This window comes from Limnohabitans sp. 2KL-1 (assembly GCF_003063435.1).
In the GTDB taxonomy this organism is placed as follows: Bacteria; Pseudomonadota; Gammaproteobacteria; order Burkholderiales; family Burkholderiaceae_C; genus Limnohabitans_A.
Genome location: NZ_NESL01000003.1, coordinates 58,273 through 77,419, shown reverse-complemented (window position 1 = coordinate 77,419; position 19,147 = coordinate 58,273). Strand labels below are relative to the sequence as shown.

The 19,147-nt window shown below is 60.4% G+C and carries 14 protein-coding genes; 3 read left to right on the top strand and 11 right to left on the bottom strand.

The genetic code is table 11. The annotated features are described in order from the left end of the window. Positions 1-23 precede the first annotated feature (23 nt). The gene (locus B9Z47_RS08455; RefSeq protein ID WP_108330825.1) at positions 24-1,271 is read left to right on the top strand and encodes an enolase C-terminal domain-like protein; all 1,248 of its coding nucleotides are present in this window, start codon (positions 24-26) and stop codon (positions 1,269-1,271) included. A 71-nt stretch (positions 1,272-1,342) separates the two neighbouring features. Here B9Z47_RS08455 and B9Z47_RS08450 read toward each other — a convergent pair whose 3' ends face one another. From B9Z47_RS08450 to B9Z47_RS08410, 9 genes are read right to left on the bottom strand one after another with little or no spacing between them, the layout of a single operon-like run. Next, positions 1,343-2,092 (bottom strand): SDR family oxidoreductase, encoded by a 750-nt coding sequence (locus B9Z47_RS08450; protein WP_108330824.1) that lies wholly within the window; start codon positions 2,090-2,092, stop codon positions 1,343-1,345. A gap of 39 nt (positions 2,093-2,131) precedes the next feature. Further along, the gene (locus tag B9Z47_RS08445; protein ID WP_108330823.1) at positions 2,132-3,172 is read right to left on the bottom strand and encodes an L-idonate 5-dehydrogenase; all 1,041 of its coding nucleotides are present in this window, start codon (positions 3,170-3,172) and stop codon (positions 2,132-2,134) included. A 31-nt stretch (positions 3,173-3,203) separates the two neighbouring features. After that, the gene (locus tag B9Z47_RS08440) at positions 3,204-3,971 is read right to left on the bottom strand and encodes an SDR family oxidoreductase (RefSeq protein ID WP_233253725.1); all 768 of its coding nucleotides are present in this window, start codon (positions 3,969-3,971) and stop codon (positions 3,204-3,206) included. Continuing rightward, positions 3,968-5,251, bottom strand: a complete 1,284-nt coding sequence (locus tag B9Z47_RS08435) for a TRAP transporter large permease subunit (protein WP_108330821.1) — start codon at positions 5,249-5,251, stop codon at positions 3,968-3,970. The genes B9Z47_RS08440 and B9Z47_RS08435 overlap by 4 nt, the downstream gene beginning before the upstream one ends. Further along, complete coding sequence (locus B9Z47_RS08430) at positions 5,248-5,787, bottom strand: TRAP transporter small permease (RefSeq protein ID WP_108330820.1); 540 nt, start codon at positions 5,785-5,787, stop codon at positions 5,248-5,250. The genes B9Z47_RS08435 and B9Z47_RS08430 overlap by 4 nt, the downstream gene beginning before the upstream one ends. A 53-nt stretch (positions 5,788-5,840) precedes the next feature. Then, on the bottom strand, positions 5,841-6,815 hold the full coding sequence (locus B9Z47_RS08425) for a TRAP transporter substrate-binding protein (RefSeq protein WP_108330819.1): 975 nt from the start codon (positions 6,813-6,815) through the stop codon (positions 5,841-5,843). Positions 6,816-6,855: 40 nt separating this feature from the next. Then, entirely contained in the window at positions 6,856-7,194 is a 339-nt protein-coding gene (locus B9Z47_RS08420; protein ID WP_108330818.1) for a hypothetical protein, read from the bottom strand. Between the two features lie 19 nt (positions 7,195-7,213). Then, complete coding sequence (locus tag B9Z47_RS08415) at positions 7,214-7,738, bottom strand: gluconokinase (RefSeq protein WP_108330817.1); 525 nt, start codon at positions 7,736-7,738, stop codon at positions 7,214-7,216. Between the two features lie 26 nt (positions 7,739-7,764). After that, a complete protein-coding gene (locus B9Z47_RS08410) occupies positions 7,765-8,724 on the bottom strand; it encodes a 2-hydroxyacid dehydrogenase (RefSeq protein WP_199226329.1) in 960 nt (319 codons plus the stop codon). Positions 8,725-8,915: 191 nt separating this feature from the next. On the opposite strand from B9Z47_RS08410, the gene B9Z47_RS08405 reads away from it, so the two are divergent. Next, positions 8,916-9,971: a LacI family DNA-binding transcriptional regulator gene (locus tag B9Z47_RS08405; RefSeq protein ID WP_304598454.1), complete on the top strand. Its 1,056-nt coding sequence runs from the start codon at positions 8,916-8,918 to the stop codon at positions 9,969-9,971. 74 nt (positions 9,972-10,045) lie between these two features. On the opposite strand, the gene B9Z47_RS08400 is transcribed toward B9Z47_RS08405, so the two are convergent. Continuing rightward, positions 10,046-11,038 (bottom strand): 2-hydroxyacid dehydrogenase, encoded by a 993-nt coding sequence (locus tag B9Z47_RS08400; protein WP_108330815.1) that lies wholly within the window; start codon positions 11,036-11,038, stop codon positions 10,046-10,048. 137 nt (positions 11,039-11,175) lie between these two features. Here B9Z47_RS08400 and B9Z47_RS08395 point away from each other — a divergent pair, with 137 nt between their 5' ends. Further along, entirely contained in the window at positions 11,176-11,559 is a 384-nt protein-coding gene (locus B9Z47_RS08395) for a hypothetical protein (RefSeq protein ID WP_108331171.1), read from the top strand. A gap of 110 nt (positions 11,560-11,669) precedes the next feature. Here the strand turns inward: B9Z47_RS08395 and B9Z47_RS08390 are convergent, their stop codons facing one another. Further along, on the bottom strand, positions 11,670-18,821 hold the full coding sequence (locus B9Z47_RS08390; RefSeq protein ID WP_108330814.1) for an S-layer family protein: 7,152 nt from the start codon (positions 18,819-18,821) through the stop codon (positions 11,670-11,672). Positions 18,822-19,147: the final 326 nt, after the last annotated feature.

The following is a 19,147-nucleotide window of genomic DNA, read 5'->3' as shown; positions in this document are numbered from 1 at the left end:
ACGCACTTCAGCAGGCAGATTCCATGAGCACCCTGATCACCGACGTCAAAGTCATCCTGACCGCCCCCGAAGGCATCAACCTGCTGGTGGTCAAGGTCGAAACCAACCAGCCCGGCCTTTATGGTCTGGGCTGCGGCACGTTTGCCTACCGCCATCTGGCGGTCAAGTGCCTGATTGAAGAGTACCTGCGGCCTCTGGTCGTGGGGCGCGATGTGCATGCCATCGAAGAGATCTGGCAGCTGATGCACCAGAACGCCTACTGGCGCAATGGCCCGATCGAGAACAACGCGATTTCGGGCATCGACATGGCCTTGTGGGACATCAAGGGCAAGCTGGCCAACATGCCGCTGTACCAACTGATGGGCGGCAAGGTGCGTGAAGCCGTGCCGATCTACCGCCACGCCGACGGCAAGGATTTGAGCGAGCTGTGCGACAACATCCAGAAGTACCGCGAGCAGGGCATCACCCACATCCGCTGCCAAAGCGGCGGTTATGGCGGTGGCGCTTATGGCGCGGCACCAGCCCACGCTCCCAGCCATGCGCTGGACGGGGTGTACCTCGATGCGCGCAAATACATGCGCGAAACCGTCAAGATGTTTGATGGCATCCGCAGCCGCGTGGGTTTTGATGTGGCGTTGTGCCACGACGTGCACGAACGACTCAAGCCCATCGACGCGATCCGCCTGGCGCAAGCCCTGGAGCCGTTTGATTTGTTCTTTCTGGAAGACGCCATCCCGCTGGAAGAGGGCGAATGGATTCGTCAGTTGCGCGACAAGACCAACATCCCATTGGCGCAGGGTGAGTTGTTCAACCACCCCTTTGAATGGCGAAACCTGATCGCCGAGCGGCTGATCGATTTCATCCGCGTGCACCTGAGCCAGGTGGGCGGCATCACCCCCGCACGCAAGCTGCAGCTCTTTGCCGAGCAGTACGGCGTGCGCACGGCCTGGCACGGTCCGGGTGACATGTCGCCACTGGCCCATGCGGCCAACATCCACATCGATCTGGCTTCGCGCAACTTCGGGGTGCAGGAATGGTCGGGCACCGAGCCGCCGAACTTTGTCATCCAGGAACTCAAAGGGCCGCGTGAGGCCTTGCTGGATGTGTTCCCTGGCTTGCCTGAATTTCGCAAAGGTTATGTCTATGCCAACGATTTGCCTGGCTTGGGTGTGGACATCGACGAGGCACAGGCGGCCCGCTACCCCTGCGACAGCGGCGTGACCACCTGGACCCAGACGCGCCTGATCGACGGCAGCTTGCACACCCCTTGAAGTGGGGCGCGGATGAAAAAAGAACAGGCGCCTGGGGCGCCTGTTCTTTTTGGGAAGAGCCGAAAGTCTGATCAGCCGCGACCGACGAACGGCATGTTGGTGGCCATCACCGTGGTGAACAGGATGTTGGCAGACAGGGGCAATCGGGCCATGGTCAGGAAGGTCTCGACCACGGCGCTCATGTCCATGCGCGGTTCGGCCTTGATGCTGAGGTCGGCCTGGTGCACGCCTTGCGCCATCTTGAGCGTCATGTCCGAGGCCACGTTGCCGATGTCGATCTGGCCGACCGCAATGCTGTAGGGGCGGCCATCGAGCGAGGCGGCGCGGGTCAGGCCCGAGATGGCGTGCTTGGTGGCTGTGTAGGCAATCGAGCCTGGGCGTGGGACATGGGCCGAAATCGAGCCGTTGTTGATGATGCGGCCGCCTTGCGGGCTTTGCTCTTGCATCAGTTTGAAGGCGTATGACAGGGTGTAGAAAGCGCCATTCAGATTGATGTCCACCGCACGACGCCATTCGTCGCCCGACAGGTCACCGGGTAAGGTGTAGGGCAAGGAGATGCCCGCATTGTTGAACACCAGATCGATGCGGCCAAAGCGCGAGCGGATCTGCTCGAACAGGGCTTTGACTTCGGGTTCTTTGGACAGATCGGTCGGGATGGCGTGGGCATTGGCGGCGTTGGCGCCGGCTTCGGCCACGGCAGCGGCCAAGGCGTCGGCGCGACGACCCACCAGAACGACTTGCCAACCTTCTTTGAGCAAGGCCAAGGCGCAGGCTTTGCCAATGCCGGAACTGGCACCCGTGACGAGGGCGATTTGGGACATGGTTTTTGACTTTCTGTGAGGGCTTGAAAAGCTAGATTTTCAGGCGTTTTGAAAAGAAATCTGTACTTTGAGCGACTGGCTCTTGTCTGCGGCCAGATCAAAGGCTTCAATGGCGCGATCCACCGGCAAGATGCCGGTGATGACCGGTTTGCCGTTGACCAGTCCTTCGTTCAAAAAGCGCACGGCGGTGGCAAATTCGGCATGGAAGCGGAAGGTGCCGCGCATGTCGACTTCCTTGGCCACCAGTTGTGTCATGGGCAGGCTGATGTCGCCACCCATGCCCACCGTGATCAGTACACCGCGTGGTGCGATGGTGTCCAGACCCACGCGCAAAGCCGCTTCGCTACCCGATGCTTCAAACACGGCATCGAATTGGCCTTTGTCCACTTTGTACTTGTCCAGTGCTTCGGCCTGGGTCTTGAGGTTGATGATCTCGTCCGCGCCCATCTCCTTGGCGCACTTCAGGGGCAAGTCGGCGATGTCGGCCGCCACGATGCGGGCCGCACCAGCACGGCGCAAGGCTCCGATCAAGAGTGATCCGATGGGGCCGCAGCCCGTCACCAGCACTTGCTTGCCCAGCACGCTGCCCGCGCGCTGAATGGCGTGCAGGCCGACCGACAAGGGTTCGGCCAAGGCGGCCTCGGACAGGCTCAGGTGGTCGGCAATTGGGTGGGCTTGGTAGCCCTCGATGATGAGTTGCTCTGAGAACGCGCCCTGGATGTGGGGGAAGGGCATGGCGCTGCCGTAAAAGCGCATGTTCAGGCAGTGGTTGTGTTGCCCAGCCTGGCAAAAGCGGCAATGGCCGCAAGGGCGCGATGGGGAGATGGCGATGCGTTGGCCTTTGGCAATGCCGCTGACCTGGTTGCCCAAGCCGTCCACCACCCCCGAAATTTCGTGCCCCAGTGCGATGGGCTGTTTGATGCGCACCGTGCCAAAGCCGCCATGCTGGTAGTAATGCAGGTCGGAGCCGCAAATGCCGCCAAAGGCCACATTCACACGCAACTGGTTTTCGCCCAGAGGGGGTAGCTCTGTGCTTTCAATGCGCAGGTCTTTGGCCGAGTGACAGACAACGGATTTCATGGCAGTTTCTTTGAAAAGAGTGAATTGAATTTTAGAGCGTGGCCGTCACGCCACCATCGACATAAAGGATATGGCCGTTCACAAAGCGTGAAGCGTCGGATGCCAAAAAGACCGCAGCACCGCCCAGGTCTTGCACATCGCCCCAACGGCGGCTGGGCGTGCGGCCGACCAGCCAGCTGCTGAAGGTCGGGTCATCGACCAGTTTCTGGTTGAGTTCGGTCTTGAAATAGCCCGGGCCGATGCCGTTGACGTTGATACCGAACTGGCCCCAGTCAATCGCCATGCCCTTGGTCAGCATCTTCACCGCCCCTTTGGTGGCGGTGTAAGGCGCAATGCCGGGGCGACCCAGTTCGCTTTGCACCGAGCAGATGTTGATGATCTTGCCGCGACCCCGTGGGATCATTTTTTTGGCCACTGCCTGACCCACGTAGTACACGCTGTCCAGGTTGGTCTTCATGATGGTGTGCCAATCGCTGTCGGCATACTCGTGCAATGGGCCGCGAATTTGCATACCCGCGTTGTTGACCAGAATGTCGATCGGGCCTTCGGCTTCCATTTGATCCACGGCGGCACGCACACTGTCGGCATCGGTCACATCAAACACCGATGTGCTGACAGACAAGCCTTGTGCCTTCAGCGCCTGCGCTGCGGCATCGACCTTGTTGGCCGTGCGGCCATTCAGGATGACGTGGGCCCCGGCTTGTGCCAATGCCTCTGCCAGAGCCAGACCAATCCCGGCGGATGAGCCTGTGATCAGGGCGCGGTGGCCCGATAAATTGAAAGAGTTCAGAACGGTCATCGTGCGATCAGCCATTTGAGGGGGGTCATCACCAGGCTAGGGAAGGCGATCAAGGCCCCCATGACGACCACCTGCGAAAACAGGAAAGGCATGACGCCACGGATGACGTCGTGCATCGGGATGCGGCCCACACCGCAGACCACGTTGAGCACCGTGCCCACGGGCGGTGTGAGCAAACCGATGGCGTTGTTGATGATGAACAACACGCCAAAGTAAACCGGATCAATACCCGCTTCGCGCACCAAAGGCATCAGCACCGGGGTGAGGATCAGCACGGTGGGGGCGAAGTCAAGTGCCGTGCCCACAATCATGACCAGCAGCATCAACATGACCATCAGCAAGGTCTGGTTGTCGATGAAGGGGCGCAGGATTTCGACAATTTGTGCGGGAATATTGGCCACGGTGATCAGCCAGGCCGACACGAGGGCCGCAGCCACCAGGAACATCACGACCGAAGACGTTTTGGCCGCAGCCAGGATGATGCGGTACAAGTCTTTGAATTTGATTTCGCGGTAAATGAACAGGCCCACCACCAGCGAATACACCACGGCCACCACAGCCGCTTCAGTGGGCGTGAAGATGCCCATCTTCATGCCGCCGATGATGGTGATGGCCAGCAGATAAGACCAGAACGCGTTGATGGTCACGGTGATGCGTTTTTTGAACGGCACCTTTTCAGCCACCACCACTTTGTCTTTGCGTGCAACGACCCACCAGGTCACGATCAGGGCCAAGCCCATCAGGATGCCCGGAAAGATGCCTGCCATGAAGAGTTTAGAAATCGACACGCCGCCGATCACGCCGAACAGGATGAACCCGATCGACGGCGGAATAACGGGTGCGATGATGCCGCCCGCTGCAATCAGCCCGGCCGAGCGGTCCATGCGGTAACCAGCATCGCGCATCATGGGCATCAGCACGGCAGCCAAGGCGGCCGTGTCGGCCACGGCCGAGCCCGACAAGCTGGCCATGACGATGGCGGCGAACACCGCCACATAGCCCAGACCACCTCTGAAGTGGCCCACCCAGACCATGGCCGAGTTGACGATGCGACGGCTCATGCCGCCCGCGTTCATCAGTTCACCCGCCAGCATGAAAAAGGGCACCGCCATCAGCGGGAAGTTGTCGGCACCGTTGATCAGGTTTTGCGACACGATTTGGGTGTCGAAGTTGTCCAGGTGGAGCATCAGTGCCACACCTGAAACGATCAGGGAAAAAGCCAGAGGCATGCCCAGTGCCATGGCACCCAGCAAGGAAACGATGAAAACAAGAACGGTCATTTGGTGGCCTCGCCGGTGTGCGCTGTGACGACTTCTTCGGAGTCCTGAACCTGGATCAGATCGGCCTCATTGAAGTTGCCTTTGGCCAGCTGAACCAGCTTGCCAATAATCATCAAGCCCATGGCCACGCTGGTGATGTAGCCGACGCCGTAGACCCAGCTCATGGGGATTTCGGTCACGGCCGAGCGCGTGCTGGCGTTGATGCCATGTTGTTTGAGGGTGCCGTAGAACATGAGCGCACAGCAGCCGAGCATCAGCACGTTGGACACGGCGAAGGCTATTTTTTTGCCGTTCAGGCTGAGCTTGCGCACGATGGAGTCCAGGCCCAGATGGCCGTTTTCACGCATCGTGACGATGGCCCCCAGGAAGGTGATCCAGATGAATAAAAATCGTGACAACTCTTCCGAGCTGATGATGCCGTCGTTGAAGCCGTAACGCAAAACCACATTGCCAAACACCATGATGACCATGGCCGACAACATGATGACCAGCGTGAATTCCGCCAGCCGAAAGAACAGGTCGTTGATTTTTTTCATACTTCTCTCAACAAAGCCCCCTCCGAAGAGGGGGCGTGATACCACTCAAACCATCACTTGGTGTCTTCAATGGCCTTGAGCAAAGCGGTGCCGCTCTTTTCGCCAAAAGTCTTGGCAATTTCAGCCGAGACGATCTTCTGGAACGGGGCCATGTCCACGTTCTCGATCACTTGCATGCCGGACTTCTTCAGCTCGGCAATCACCTTGCCCGCGTTTTGTGCGTTCAGATCGCGTTGGTATTTGGCCGCTTCACGGGCCGAGTCCACCACGATTTTTTGGTAGTTGGCTGGCAGCGTGTCGAACTTGGCCTTGTTCATGGCCACCACCAAGGGCGAATAAACGTGGTTGCTCACCGTCAGGTGCTTTTGCACTTCGTAAAACTTGGACGACCAGGTCACGTTGATGGGGTGCTCTTGCGCATCAAAGGTGCCAGTTTCCAAGGCGGTGTACAGCTCTGCGATCGGCATGGGCGATGGGTTCATGCCCAGCAGCTTGAAAGCCTGGATGTGGTACGGGTTGGGTGTCGAGCGGATCTTCAGGCCTTTGAGGTCTTCGGGCTTGTTGACTGGACGCTTGTTGTTGGTGAAGGCGCGCCAGCCGTTTTCCCAGTAGGCCAGGCCTTTCATGCCGTGGGGGGTCAGCTCGTTCAGCACGCCAGTGCCCACCGCGCCGTCCAACACCGTGTAGGCGTGTTGAGCATTGCGGAACACGAAGGGCAATTCCATCGCTGCGGTGTTGGGCACGATGCCGTTGAAGTTGGAGGCGCCGCTGGAGACGATGTCGATCGTGCCACCGCGCACGCCGTTGATCATGGCCGCATCGTTGCCCAGTTGGTTGGCCGGGAAGACGGTGATTTCCACATCGCCATTGGTGCGTTGCTTGACCAACTCGGCCAGCTTCAGGGCCGCGGCATGTTGGCCGTCGGTGGCGTTGACCGCGTGGCCCATTTTCAGGTTGAACTTGGCAGCATAGGCGCTGGAGCCGACGGCAGCCACGAGGCAGGCGAGAAGGATGCGGGAAAGTTTCATGGTTTTGTCTCCTGGTTGAAAAAGTTTTGTGGTCAAAAAATCAATCGGTGGGCAGCGCGTATTCGTCCGCGCTGAAGACGGTGTGAAACACTTGGCCATCGAACATGGCGATCAGGTCTTTGGAGACTTCGCGGCTTTCCATGCGCACGGCCGAAGCCAAAGCGATTTCGATGGATTCGCGGCTGGGGTAGCGCACCGACAGCACCATGCCAAAGTGCGGGTCGGCCACATCACTCTCGACTTGGCGCAGCACGCGCACCTCTTGCGCGCCGGGAAAGCGTGTCCACAAAGGGACGAGTTTTTCGCGGATGTAGCGGTTGAACGCGTCTTCCATGCCGGGTTTGACGTTGCCTTGGAAGAATGCACAGCGGATGAACATGGGGGAGCTTTCTAAAAAATCAGAGGGCAGGGTGGCGGTGTGTTTGCAAAGCGCTCAGCGCTTGCATGACCATGTCCTGTACGGGTTCGGTGATGGGCAGACGGATGACATCGGTCTCATCGGCCTGGGGTTTTTCGAGGGTGCGAAACTGGCTGTCCAGCAAGCCTGGCTGCATGTAGTGGCCCACGCGTTGTTGCATGCGTTTTTGAATCAGCTCAAAGTCACCGTCAAGGAAGACAAAACACACATCGCCCGCTTGTTCGCGGATGCGGTCGCGGTAAGCGCGCTTGAGTGCCGAGCATGCCACCACACGGCCTTGCGCATGCGGCTGCGACAGGTATTCGCCAATGCGGTCCAGCCAGGGCCAGCGGTCGGCGTCTTGCAAGGCGATGCCCGAACGCATCTTGGCCACGCTCTCTGGCAGGTGCAGGTCATCGCCATCCACCATGTCAAGACGCAGGCGTTCACCCAGAGCTGCGGCCATGGTCGACTTGCCGCAACCGGACACACCCATGACGATCAGGCGCAAAGGCGTGGTGCTCATATCGCTTTGTGGTACTGGGCAGGGGATCACTTCAGCAAGGCCGAGCACTCGGGCACGGGCGTGCGCAGGGGATGACCCGATGTGCCCGCTTGCATGTTGGCAAAAGCCAGATCGGCCATGGCTTGGCGTGTCTCGGTGGTGGCGCTGGCCATGTGCGGCGTCAGCACCACGTTGCTCAGGGTCCACAGCGCTTCGGGCACATTCGGCTCGTTGGCGAACACGTCCAGGCCTGCGCCTGCGATGGTGCCGTTTTGCAGGGCTTCGATCAGCGCTACTTCATCGACCACGCTGCCACGCGCCACGTTGATCAAAAAGCCGCGCGGGCCCAGGGCCTTGAGCACTTCGGCATTGATCAGGTGCTTGGTGCCCGCGCCGCCGGGGGTGATGACCACCAGAAAATCCACATTCGCGGCCAACGCTGCAGCCGAGGAGAAGTACTTGAATCCCGAGTCGGCTTTTTCGGTGCGGGCGGTGTAAGCAATCGACATGCCGAAACCACTGGCGCGCCGGGCAATGGCCTTGCCAATGCGGCCCAAGCCCACAATGCCCAAACGAGCACCCGAGACCTTGCGGCCCAATGCCATGGGGCCTGAGGGCCATTGGCCTGCACGCACAAATTTGTCCGCTTGGGGAATGGTGCGGCCCACCGACAGCACCAAGCCCATGGCCAGATCGGCCACATCGTCGGTCAGCACATCGGGGGTGTGGGTGACGGGAATGCCGTGCTCGATGGCCGCAGCCACGTCCACACCGTCATAGCCCACGCCAAAGACAGACACCACTTTGGCGTTGGTCACCTGGGCCAACAGGCTGCGCGGCACGCTGGCTTCGCCGGTGCCCGCCACGCCCACGATGCGGGGGGCCAAGGCGGCAAATGCGGCCGGGTCGGTGATGTGGGTGCGGTCGTGCACGGTGTACACCGATTCCAGGGCTTTCAGATAGAAAGGGTGGAGTTTGGCCACGGCCAGCACATCGGGTTTGGACACTTCAATCACTCCAGTCGGAAAACAGGTCTTGGACAGCGCTGTCCAAAATATTCAAAAAAAAGTGAGAACAAAAAATTGACACTTTGAGTCGTGAATCAGGGTTTTCCACGAATCTTCAAAATTTTTGTTCAAAACTTTGGGATAGCGCTATCCTATCGACGCTCGCCTTGAATTCTTCTCCGGATTAACCCTTGCCCCAAGCCCATTTGCCCCTCGTCAAAAACAGCAAAAGTCACCGCGCCACAGGCCGCATCACCCTGAGCGATGTGGCCCGTGCGGCGGGGGTGAGCTCCAGCACCGCTTCGCGGGCTTTGCGTGGCGAAAGGGCGGTGGACCCGGCCTTGATCGAGCGGGTGCAGGTCGCCTCCAGCAAGCTGGGCTATGTCCCGGACCCGGCAGCCCGTGCGCTGGCCTCGCAACGCAGCAACCATGTGGCCATCCTGATCCCGCTGCTGTCCAATGCCTTGTTTGTGGATTTGCTCGACGCTGCCCAGAAAACGCTGCGGGCTGCGGGCTACCAAACCCTCATGGGCGTGACGCATTACGACGCCAGCGAAGAAGAGCAATTGCTGCGCGAGCAACTGCTGCACCGTCCCGCAGGCTTGCTGGTCACGGGACTGGACCATAACGCCGTCACGCGCAAACTCATGGACAGCAGTCAGGTGCCGTGCGTGCACCTGATGGATTTGCCTGCGACCGATCAGGCGGATGCGCCGTATTGCGTGGGCTTTCGCCAGACCGAGGCGGGCGCGTCCCTGACCCGTCACCTGCTGTCCCAAGGGCGCAAGCGCATTGCTTTTGCTGCTGCGCAGCTGGACCCGCGTGTGATGCAGCGCTTGTATGGCTGGCGCAGCGCCTTGCAGGAAGCGGGTTTGTACGAACCCACGCTGGAATTCCTGAACCCCGCCCCTTCCTCACTGGCATTGGGCGGTGTGCTGTTCGAACAAATCATGCAGCAGCGCCCCGCTGTCGATGCCATCTTTTTTTGCAACGATGACCTCGCGCAAGGGGCATTGATGGCGGCTTTGCGTTTGGGGGTCTCCGTACCTTCCCGGGTGGCAATTGCCGGCTTCAACGACCTGACGGGCAGCGACCAGATGCTGCCCACCCTGACCACGGTGCGCACACCCCGTGCCCGCATTGGGGAGGCGGCAGCGCAAATGCTGCTGAGCCTCATGCGTGGCGAAGAGCCCGCCACGCCACAACTCGATCTCGGCTTTGAGATTCTTCAGCGGCAAAGCAGCTGACGACGGGTTCGAGGTGGTGAGAGGTCTGCGCCTTGGCTTGCGCTGGGGCTATCACCGCCAAGGCGGCTGCAAGTTCAGCGGCCTGGCCCGTGCAGCACGTTGATCAGCGCTTCGCCTCGGCTCAGGCGGGCGATGTTGTCGGCCAATGTTTCTTGACGGCGTCGCACGGTGCCTGAGGTCCAGCCCGACATGTGGGGGGTCATGAGCACATTGTCGAGCGCCGAAAAGTCGTATTGCGAAGGCGCGCATTCGGCTTGTGCGGGCGTGGGGTACTGGTACCAGGTGTCGATGACCGCGCCGCCAATCTGGCGTGAGGCGAGCGCATCGTAGAGCGCTTTTTCTTCGATCACCGCGCCCCGGCCCACATTCATCAGCACCGCATCGGGCCGCATGGCGGAGATGGCCTTTGCATCCACCAGGCCCAGCGTGTTGTTGGTCAAAGGCAGGCTGACCACCACCGCGTCGGCCGACGCCATGAAGTCCTGCAGGGCGTCCAACGTCCAGCTTTGGTCCACCATGGGGTGGCTGACCGGGCTGCGGTTGGCCACATGCACCCGCATGCCCATGGCTTTGGCGCGCAGCGCCACGGTTTGGGCAATGTGCCCAAATCCCAGCAGGCCAATCGTTTGCGAGCCCAGCTCGGTGCGCAAGGCAGTGGGGCGACCAGCCCAGTAAGTCCAGCGTTGTTGGCGCAAGTCTTGGTCGGCGCGTGCCAGCGGCACATGGCGCATGAGCAGCGCGGCGATCACGTATTCGGCGATGGCGTTTTCGTGGCCAAAGCAATTGGCCAGCGTGCACTGCGCTGGCAGCAAGGTGGTGTTGACCGCATCGGTGCCTGCGGCAGGGGCGTGGAACAGCCGGGCTTTGCTCGGGACAGGCATGCTGTCGTTCAGCTTGATGCCGATCACCACGTCGGCGGTTTCGTAATGCGCACGCTCGCCCGGTTGGTCGAGCGCATCGCTCAGGTCGAGGATCTGGTGTTCGGGGGCGACGAGCTGTTCAAAGCCCTGGCGGAAGTTGGCGGCGTTTTGGCCGTGGAAAACAATTTTCAAAGGGGCTGTGTTCATGTTGTCTCTGATGGGTGTGGAAGGTCGAATCGCGTGGAATCTGCGCGTGACTATGCCAGACTTGTCGCGTTGGTTTGAGTGCCCGAAGGCCGCTGGGTGACAATCGGACCTTCTAGTTTTTCATGAGACACATGGCCATGACCCAGCTGAAAAAAGTCATTCTCTTCACAGACACCGATGGCCGCGCACGCTTTCGCGATGAATGGGTGCCCCTGACCGAAGGCACACCGCAAAGCCAGTTGTCGGCTTTGATGGCGGCCAGCGCCTGCCAGTTGCGTCAGAGCCCAGTGGGTTTTCGCAGCAGCTTTCACTGCACCGGCAACCCGCAATGGTTGTTTGTGCTGGGGGGGCAGATGGAAATCTTTTTGCAAGACGGCAGCTCGCGCATTTTTGGCCCGGGTGAATTCTTCTATTCAGCCGACACGCTGCCCGAGGGGGCGACGTTCGATGCCACGGTGCACGGCCACTGGAGCCGCCAGGTTGGCCCCGATCCGCTGGTGACCCTGTTTGTGCGCGACTGAGCGGCACAAAAAAGAACCCACAAAAAAAGAGCCCGCATCAGCGGGCTCAGTTCATTGGGTGCGCCCAGCATGGGCGCACACCTGCGGGTGCAAGTCCCGCTGCGAGCTGGTCACAGTGAGCAAAGCGAAGCGCAACTGCGTGAGGGTGACCGAGCGTGGGAAGGAAGCGTGGAGCGTAAATCGTGAGCCGATGAACAAGAACCGCATAGAAGGCGTTGCCAAGCAGGGCGAGCAGGCCCATTACTGCAAAGCTCTTGTGACCAAGGCGAGGTGGCATCGGCAATGCCCGCGTAGGCGTTGCCCGTCAAGTCTTTGACGGCGGTGGCGGCGACCTTGATGTAGTAACCGGTGTTAGCCAACAAGTCAGCCGTGGGGTTGATCGTCAAGTTGCTACCGCTCCAGGTCAGTGCGGTGCTGGTGGCAGCGTCAAAGCTTTGCACCAGTGTGCCGTCGGCTTTGTACAACTCGATCAGGCCCGTGCCTTTGACCACGTCTTCGCTGAAGTTCAGCACCAAGTCGTTGCCCACGGCCGTCACGTAGCCGTTGTCACTCGGGTTGCTGCCCACCAGGGTGGGGACTTCGTCGTGGAAAACCGTCTGACCGACCGTCTCCACGCCGGTTGAGAAGGCGGTTGTGGTGCCGTTGGGCGTCGTGCTGACATAACTGCCTTCGGTGCCGACAGTTTGATCCCAAGCGCGGAAGGTCAGCGCTGCGCTGAGCTGCCCGTTGGCAGCACCTGTGGCAGGTTTGAAATACAAGCGGTTGTCTGCGTCCGAGCCGACCAGCAAGGCGTTGGTGTTGCTCAAGGTCTGGGTCACTTGCGTCCAGGTGGTGCCGCCGTTGGTGCTGTACCAGAGCGTGCCCTGCGCGGTGTCCACGCCTGTGATGGCCATGCCTTTCAAGGCACCGGTATCGATGTCACTCACACCGCCCATCAAGCTGCTGACCAGGTTGCCCACAGCACCCGATGGATTGCCGGTCGCGGGGTCAACCGTCGCCATGTTCAGGTTGGTATCGGTCAAGACGGGGGCGTCGTTGACCGCGGTCACCGTGATGGCCACGGGATCACTGTCGCTCAGCGTGCCGTCACTGCTGGTCATGGTCAGCGTGGCACTGCCGTTGTAATTGGCCGTGGGCTTGTAGGTCACGGCATTGGGCGTGACCAACAAGGCGTTGATGGCGCTGACGGTGCCCGTCAGCGTGACGCTGGTGCTGTTGTTGCTGGTCAGCGTCACGCCCGTGCCGGTCAACAGTGAGAGCGTGCCGTTGGTCACCGCCAAAGTCACTGTCAAGCTGCCCGTGGCGTCGGGGTCCGCCACGCTCAGCCCGGTGATGACTTTGTTCGTGTCCTCTGCGGTGGTTTGTGCACCCGGCACGGTGTTGGCGGGGGCGTCGTTGACGGCTGTGACGCTGATGGCCACCGTGTCGGTGTCGGTCACCGTATCGCTGTCGGTTGACAACACGGTCAAGGTGGCGGTGCCGTTGAAATCAAGCGCCGCCTGGTAGCTCACGGTGCCCAGCACGGTGTTGATGGCCGCCTGGGTGCCGCTGAGCGTGAGGGTGCTGCTGTTGTTGACCCCTGCGCTGATGGTGACGCCGCCGCTCAGGGTGACACCGACAGCGCCGCTGGTCACGCTGAGCTGGACGGTGGACAGGTTGCCATCCACGTCATTGACGCTGATGCCAGCGATGGACAGGCTGCCCTCTTCTGCGACGGTCTTGCCTGCAGGCACGGTGTTCAATGGGGCGTCGTTGACGGGGTTGACCGTGATGTCCACCGTGTTGCTGTCCGTCAAGCCCAGCAAGTCGGTGGACAGCAGGGTCAGGGTGTCCGAGCCATTGAAGTTGGCAGCGCCTTTGTAGGTCACGGTGCCCAAGGCTGTGTTGATTTGTGCCTGCGTGCCGCTCAGGGTCAAGGTGCTGCTGTTGCTGGCACCTGCGCTGAGAGTGGCGCCACCCGTCAGGCTCACGCCCAATGTGCCATTGAGCACCGTCAGCTTGACGGTGGACAGATTGCCATCCACGTCGTTGACACTCAAGCCCGTCACGGGTTTGGCCACATCCTCGGTGGCTGACAAGGTGGTGGGCACGCTGTTGAGCGGGTACTCGTTGACGTTGGTGACCGTCAACGCCACCGCTTTGTCGGCAAAAACGCCCGCGCTGTTGGTGGCGCGAACGGTGAAGTCATAAACGTTGTTCAGACCCACATCGAGCTTGTTCTCGAAGTTGGGCGAGGCGTTGAAGCGGACTTCGCCAGTGCTGCTGTTGATGACGAACAAGCTGGCATCGGCACCCGACACAAAGCTGTAGGTCATGCCCAAATCAGAGTTGGCGGTCGCGTCATAGACCACCGTCGACGTGGGCATGTTCTCTGCCGTGGACGCGGTGGATGCGCTGCTGAAAACGGGGTCTTCGGGTGGCAATGAGGCTTGCACCAAGGAGACCGTGTTGCCGCTGTAAGCCGTTGCGCCGCCATTGACGCTGACGTTGACCGTGTTGCCGGTCAGCAAAGCACCGGAACCGGTCAGGCCCGAGTTGTCCACCAGGCGCACCACCAAGGTCTGGGGGTCGCGAATTTCAGTGCCACTGGTATCCACAAAGCGGATCATGGCCGTTTTGTCGACATAAACAGCGGTTGCATCGGTCAGGCCTGCAGCCAAATCGGTCCACGTTACGCCACCGTCGCTTGAAATCTGGTATTTGCCCAGGGTGGCGACATCGGTGCTGGAGCCCGCAAACGTCACGGCCACGCCCTTGAACTGGCCATTGACGCTGGTGCTGCTGTTCACATCGGTGAAGCTGGGGCCAAACAATGCGTCCACCGTCGCCGTGCTGCTGGTGGCCGCTGTGGAGGCGGCCAAATTGCTGACCGTCAAGGTCGTGTCCACGAACAAAGTGGCCCCACCCAAGGTGAACGCCTTGTAGCTGTGACCCGTCAGGAACCGGTATTCGCTGCCGTAAACGGTGGTCAATGCGGCCGCTGTTTGAGCGGTGCCCTGGGTCCAGCTGCTCAGGTTGACCAATTGCAGCGAATCGCTGGCGTTGCCGCTGACGATCAGCAGTTTGGACTCGTCCGCGCCGGTGGTCAGGCTGTTGTCCGCGGTGCCCAAAGTGGCCGCAGCCTGGTAGTTCAGCTTCAGCGTGTTGTTGGCGGTGCCGGTCAAGTCAACGCTGCTGATGTTGCGAACGCGCCGCAACATGGCCGCGCTGGTCATGTCGATGTTGGCGGCGGCTGCGCTGCTGGTGTTGGTCAATTGCAGGTGGTTCACCCCCAAGCCACCGTCCAACAGCATGGTGCCCGCACTCAGGGCGTCCACATTGGTCTCATTGATGATGAGGGTGTCGTTGCCCAAACCTGCGTAGACCTTGTCGGCCCCACCATTGGCCGTGAGGGTGTCGTTGGCGTCGCTGCCCATCAAGGTGTCTGCGCCTGTCGTGCCCGTGCCGGCATCCGCAATGGCCTGCGTCTGGGCCAAGGACAAAGAGTCCACCACAATGGCGCCGGCCGGATTCCCAACAGCCGTACCCGACACGCCGTTCAGACCATCAATGCCCAACTGCACAGCCATGCTCGTCGCTGTCGCCGTGAAGGTGATGTAGGCCGTTTGCCAGGTGTCACTCAATGCGCTGCTGGTGAAAACCTGTGATGTGGCGCCCACCTTGAAACTCAGGCGTCCGCCCGAATACGTGTCAGCGCCAAAAATCTGTGTCACTTGCTGCCACTGAACCGCGTATTTGTAGGTATTGCCCACCACCAAGCCCGTCAGCGTGGTGCCAATGGCTTCGCCTGCTGTACCGGTCATGGACATCAACAGGGCGTAGTTGTTGCCGTTGAGCGACGTACCGTTCAGGTTGGCGATAGCCGACGGGCCACCCCAAGTGCTGTTGTTGTAATCGTTCATGTCCGGGCTGGCGGCCACAATCGTCCAACCCGTTGGGGCTGTGTTCATGGCATAGGCACCATCAATAACAGGTCCTGCAACGGCCGTGCCGCCGACAGCGACAGGCACCACATCGCCATAAGCCTGAACACCCGCGCCCCCTGCACCCGCGGCACCCGCCAAGTCGGTGTAGCCCACGTTGGCCAGCGTCAGCACCATGCTGCCCGAACCTGTGGCGGGTGCTTGCGCTTGCACGGTCCAGGTGCTGCTGTTGATTTTGGTGAGCGAATTGGCCACCAGCGATCCGTTGATCACCGACAAATCAGCCGCGGTGAGCGAGGCATCGCTGATCGCCTCGTTGAAACTCAAGGTGAATGTCGTGATCGCCCCGTTGGGCACGGTGGCCGCCGATTGGTTGTCGGTGACGGTGACTTCGGGGGGCTGATTGCTCTCAAACGGGGTCACGACCTCCACCGGGTTGGCCACAGGGGCCGCGTTGTTGTTGCTGACCGTGATGTTGACCGTGTCGGTATCGCTCAGCGGCGTGCCCGTGCTGTCGGTGGACACGATGGTCAGCGTGTCGGTTCCGGAATATGAGGTGTTGCCCTTGTAAGCCAGCGTGGCCAGCGCCGCATTGAGCTGCGCCTGCGTGCCGGTCAGGGTCACGCTGCTGGTGTTGAGCGCGCCTGCGCTCACGGTGGTGCCGCTCAGGCTGAGCGACAAGGTGCCGTTGAGCACGCTCAATTGGACCGAACTGAGGTTGCCATTGATGTCTTCGACGCTGAGGTCGGTGATGGCCTTGGTCACGTCCTGATAAGCGGTGACGCTCAAGGGGACGATGTTGATCGGTGCGCCCACCGCTGTGGGCCACCAGATGCTGACCTGAACGCCCTGCTGCACCAACAGGTACTGCTTGGTGGTGTCGTTTTTGTAAATGTCGTAGGTGATGCCATCGGCAATGAAATTGCCCGCATTGGTGGAGGTGCCTGCCGCCACAAAACCGGTGAAATCGTGGTCGCCGCCCTTGTTGATGATCAGGGTGTCTTCGGTACCACCGCGCACCACCATGGCGTAGTAACCCGCCAGCAAGTTAGCGTTGGACAACCAGCCCGAGGTGGACACCGAGCCCAGGCTGATGGCGTCGGCCACGATGGCTTGCTTGCCCGCAGCGCGCATGTCCAAGAATTCAAAACCCTGGACCTTGTCCACCGTGTAGCCACCGCCTAGCAAATCGGTCAGGTTCAACACCGCGCCGTCGCCCGTCATCTTCAAGTGGTCTGTCACCGTGCTGGCACCGGCATCGCCCGTGCTGCCACCTTGCAAAAAGAGGTTGGCCGCGCCGTTGTTGAGGTAGCTGCCAATGGCCTCTTTGCTCACCGTGAAGGTCTGCAAGGTGCCGTCACCCAACAGGGCCTGGCCCGTGGAGGCGTCGGGCACAGTCACTGCAGCCGTGGTGACGGTGCTGACGTTGGGCAGTGCGCTCCAGTTGCTGACCGTCACATTTTGGGTGGTCGTGGCGGAGTAGTTGCCCGCCAGGTCGAGGGTGCGGAAATCAAAGGCATGCGCCCCTGCTGTGAGCGCCGTGTTGAAGTGGTAGACCGCCTTGTTGCCACTGAACGTCATGCTGGTCCAGGCACCGCCGTCCACGCGCATCTGGGCCAGTTGCAGGCTTTCGGTGCCAGCAAGCGTCACATACAGGTTGTGGCCTTTGGTGGTGCCATCCGAATAAACCGCCCAGGTGTCGCTGGTGTCATCGGCCAGCGAGAAGTTTTTGTCCATGCCATCGGCCGACACCGTGCGCAGGTTTTCCGTGTCCACCTTGAAGTCGGTGTTGTCGGTGACCGGTGGCGTGCTCAAGATGGCGTTGTTGCCTTGCGCGTCCTTGATGGTGCCGCCGTTCAGGGTCAAGGCATTGGCATCGATGCTGATGCCGTTGGGGTCGTTTTCTCCGGCCTGCACGGTGTAGGTGAAGGTCAGTTTGGTGCCGCCCGATCCGCTCACGTAATTGGCCTGCACCGGGGTGCCCCCGATGTTGAGCGTGAGCTGTGGCGTGCCCGTGACGGTGACCGCCTCGATGAAATTCACCTCGATGGTGGCCACATCGCCCGCATTCAAGCGGGTGTTGGTCACGCCAGTGGCACTGACCACGGCCAAGCTGGTGACCACCGGGGCAATGGCCACGGCAAACACGTCAGACACGCTGGTGGTGCCATCGCTGGCGACGACTTTGAGGTTGAAGTCGTTGGCGTTGGGGGGCGTGCCGCTGAAGGTGCGTGTGGCGGCATTGAAGGTCAACCATGCAGGCAAAGCAGCGCCGCTGCCCAACGTGGCGCTGTAGGTCAGCGTGCTGTCCAGGTCGGTGAAGGTGTTGGCCGGTACGGTGTAGCTGAAGGGCGCGTTGACCGCAGCGATCTGGTCAGGGATCAGGTTGGAGACCACAGGCGCGTCGTCGACGGGGACGACGTTGAAGGTCAGGGTGTTGGGCACCAGGTCTTCGTTGTTGCCCACACGGCTGTCCATCACCTTGAACTTGAAGTTGGCGTAATTGTTGCCACTGGCGTTGGCTGCCGCCTGAAACACCAGATCCCCGGTGTTGAGTTGGGCCAGTGACACAAACTGGTCCAGCTGCAGCGCCGCGCCATTGAGCTTGAGCGTGCCTTGCGCGGGCAATCCGGCAATTTTGATGCCCGTCATGCTGTAACCACCGGTGGCGTCGTAGCCAAAGTCCGCCGCCGTCAACACAAAAGGTGTGTCTTCGCTGGCTTGCAAGGCCTTGTCTGCCCCTTCAGGGGTGAAGTTGGTCAGCACCACGTTGGCCGCGTTCACCACACTGATCGCCCCTTTGTCGGTGAGTGCCATGACATCGATGACCAGCAGACCGTCTTTGAGACCCTGGGTGCCCAGGCCCTGCACGCTGAACGAGCCATCGGCCTGCACCACCGCTGTGGTGGTGACTTTGGCACCCACGGTGTCTCGAACCTCCAGGGTCAACACATCGTTGGGTTGCAAACTCGGTGCTTTGCCCTGAATGGTCAGCTGGTTGAGCGCGTTCAACACCGGCTGCTGGTCGATGACGATGGGGTCCCCAGGCACGAATGCCGCCAAGGTCAGCGGTTCTTGAGCGGTCACATCCCCTGCCGTGGCCGTGATGGTCAGAGTGCCAGGCGTGAAGCCCGCTGAGTCGATGTTGGTCACCTCAAACGAGCCACCCTGAATGGTCGCGCTCACCGAGACGCTGTTGCCCATGGTGTCCAAGACCAGCAGGTTCACCTCGGTCCCGTCGGCAAAACCCGAAGCGATGCCACTGATGCCAATCCTCAGGTTTTGTTCGAAGTAACCAAAAAAACTCAATTGGGCTGCGGGGGTTGTCGGATTGGTCATGGCGGTGTTCTCTGGAGGTGTGAGGCACTCAAGGCTCACAAGGCTTAAATATTAATGCCAAGTATTCAAATTGGCGAATATTGAGATAAATAGATCGTTCAATCGTGACAATAACTAACAATTTTTTTCTAGAAAATTGTTTTATTCGAAAAAATCACAAAGAAAATTCATCAATCAAAGGTGGGGGATTTCTTAAAAAACCGTGACCCTCATGGGTGGCCACAAGAAGCGCTCAGGTCCAGACCGGGCGTGAAGGTTCAATACCTCACGAGAAAGCATGCGCCGTCATGATTAGGTGCAAATGACCCGCCTCGGCCACTGCCAAG

Coding starts and splice junctions, on each gene's coding strand:
- B9Z47_RS08455 (WP_108330825.1), top strand. CDS start 24: ATGAGCACCCTGATCACCGACGTCAAAGTCATCCTGACCGCCCCCGAA.
- B9Z47_RS08450 (WP_108330824.1), bottom strand. CDS start 2,092: ATGTCCCAAATCGCCCTCGTCACGGGTGCCAGTTCCGGCATTGGCAAA.
- B9Z47_RS08445 (WP_108330823.1), bottom strand. CDS start 3,172: ATGAAATCCGTTGTCTGTCACTCGGCCAAAGACCTGCGCATTGAAAGC.
- B9Z47_RS08440 (WP_233253725.1), bottom strand. CDS start 3,971: ATGACCGTTCTGAACTCTTTCAATTTATCGGGCCACCGCGCCCTGATC.
- B9Z47_RS08435 (WP_108330821.1), bottom strand. CDS start 5,251: ATGACCGTTCTTGTTTTCATCGTTTCCTTGCTGGGTGCCATGGCACTG.
- B9Z47_RS08430 (WP_108330820.1), bottom strand. CDS start 5,787: ATGAAAAAAATCAACGACCTGTTCTTTCGGCTGGCGGAATTCACGCTG.
- B9Z47_RS08425 (WP_108330819.1), bottom strand. CDS start 6,815: ATGAAACTTTCCCGCATCCTTCTCGCCTGCCTCGTGGCTGCCGTCGGC.
- B9Z47_RS08420 (WP_108330818.1), bottom strand. CDS start 7,194: ATGTTCATCCGCTGTGCATTCTTCCAAGGCAACGTCAAACCCGGCATG.
- B9Z47_RS08415 (WP_108330817.1), bottom strand. CDS start 7,738: ATGAGCACCACGCCTTTGCGCCTGATCGTCATGGGTGTGTCCGGTTGC.
- B9Z47_RS08400 (WP_108330815.1), bottom strand. CDS start 11,038: ATGAACACAGCCCCTTTGAAAATTGTTTTCCACGGCCAAAACGCCGCC.
- B9Z47_RS08395 (WP_108331171.1), top strand. CDS start 11,176: ATGACCCAGCTGAAAAAAGTCATTCTCTTCACAGACACCGATGGCCGC.
- B9Z47_RS08390 (WP_108330814.1), bottom strand. CDS start 18,821: ATGACCAATCCGACAACCCCCGCAGCCCAATTGAGTTTTTTTGGTTAC.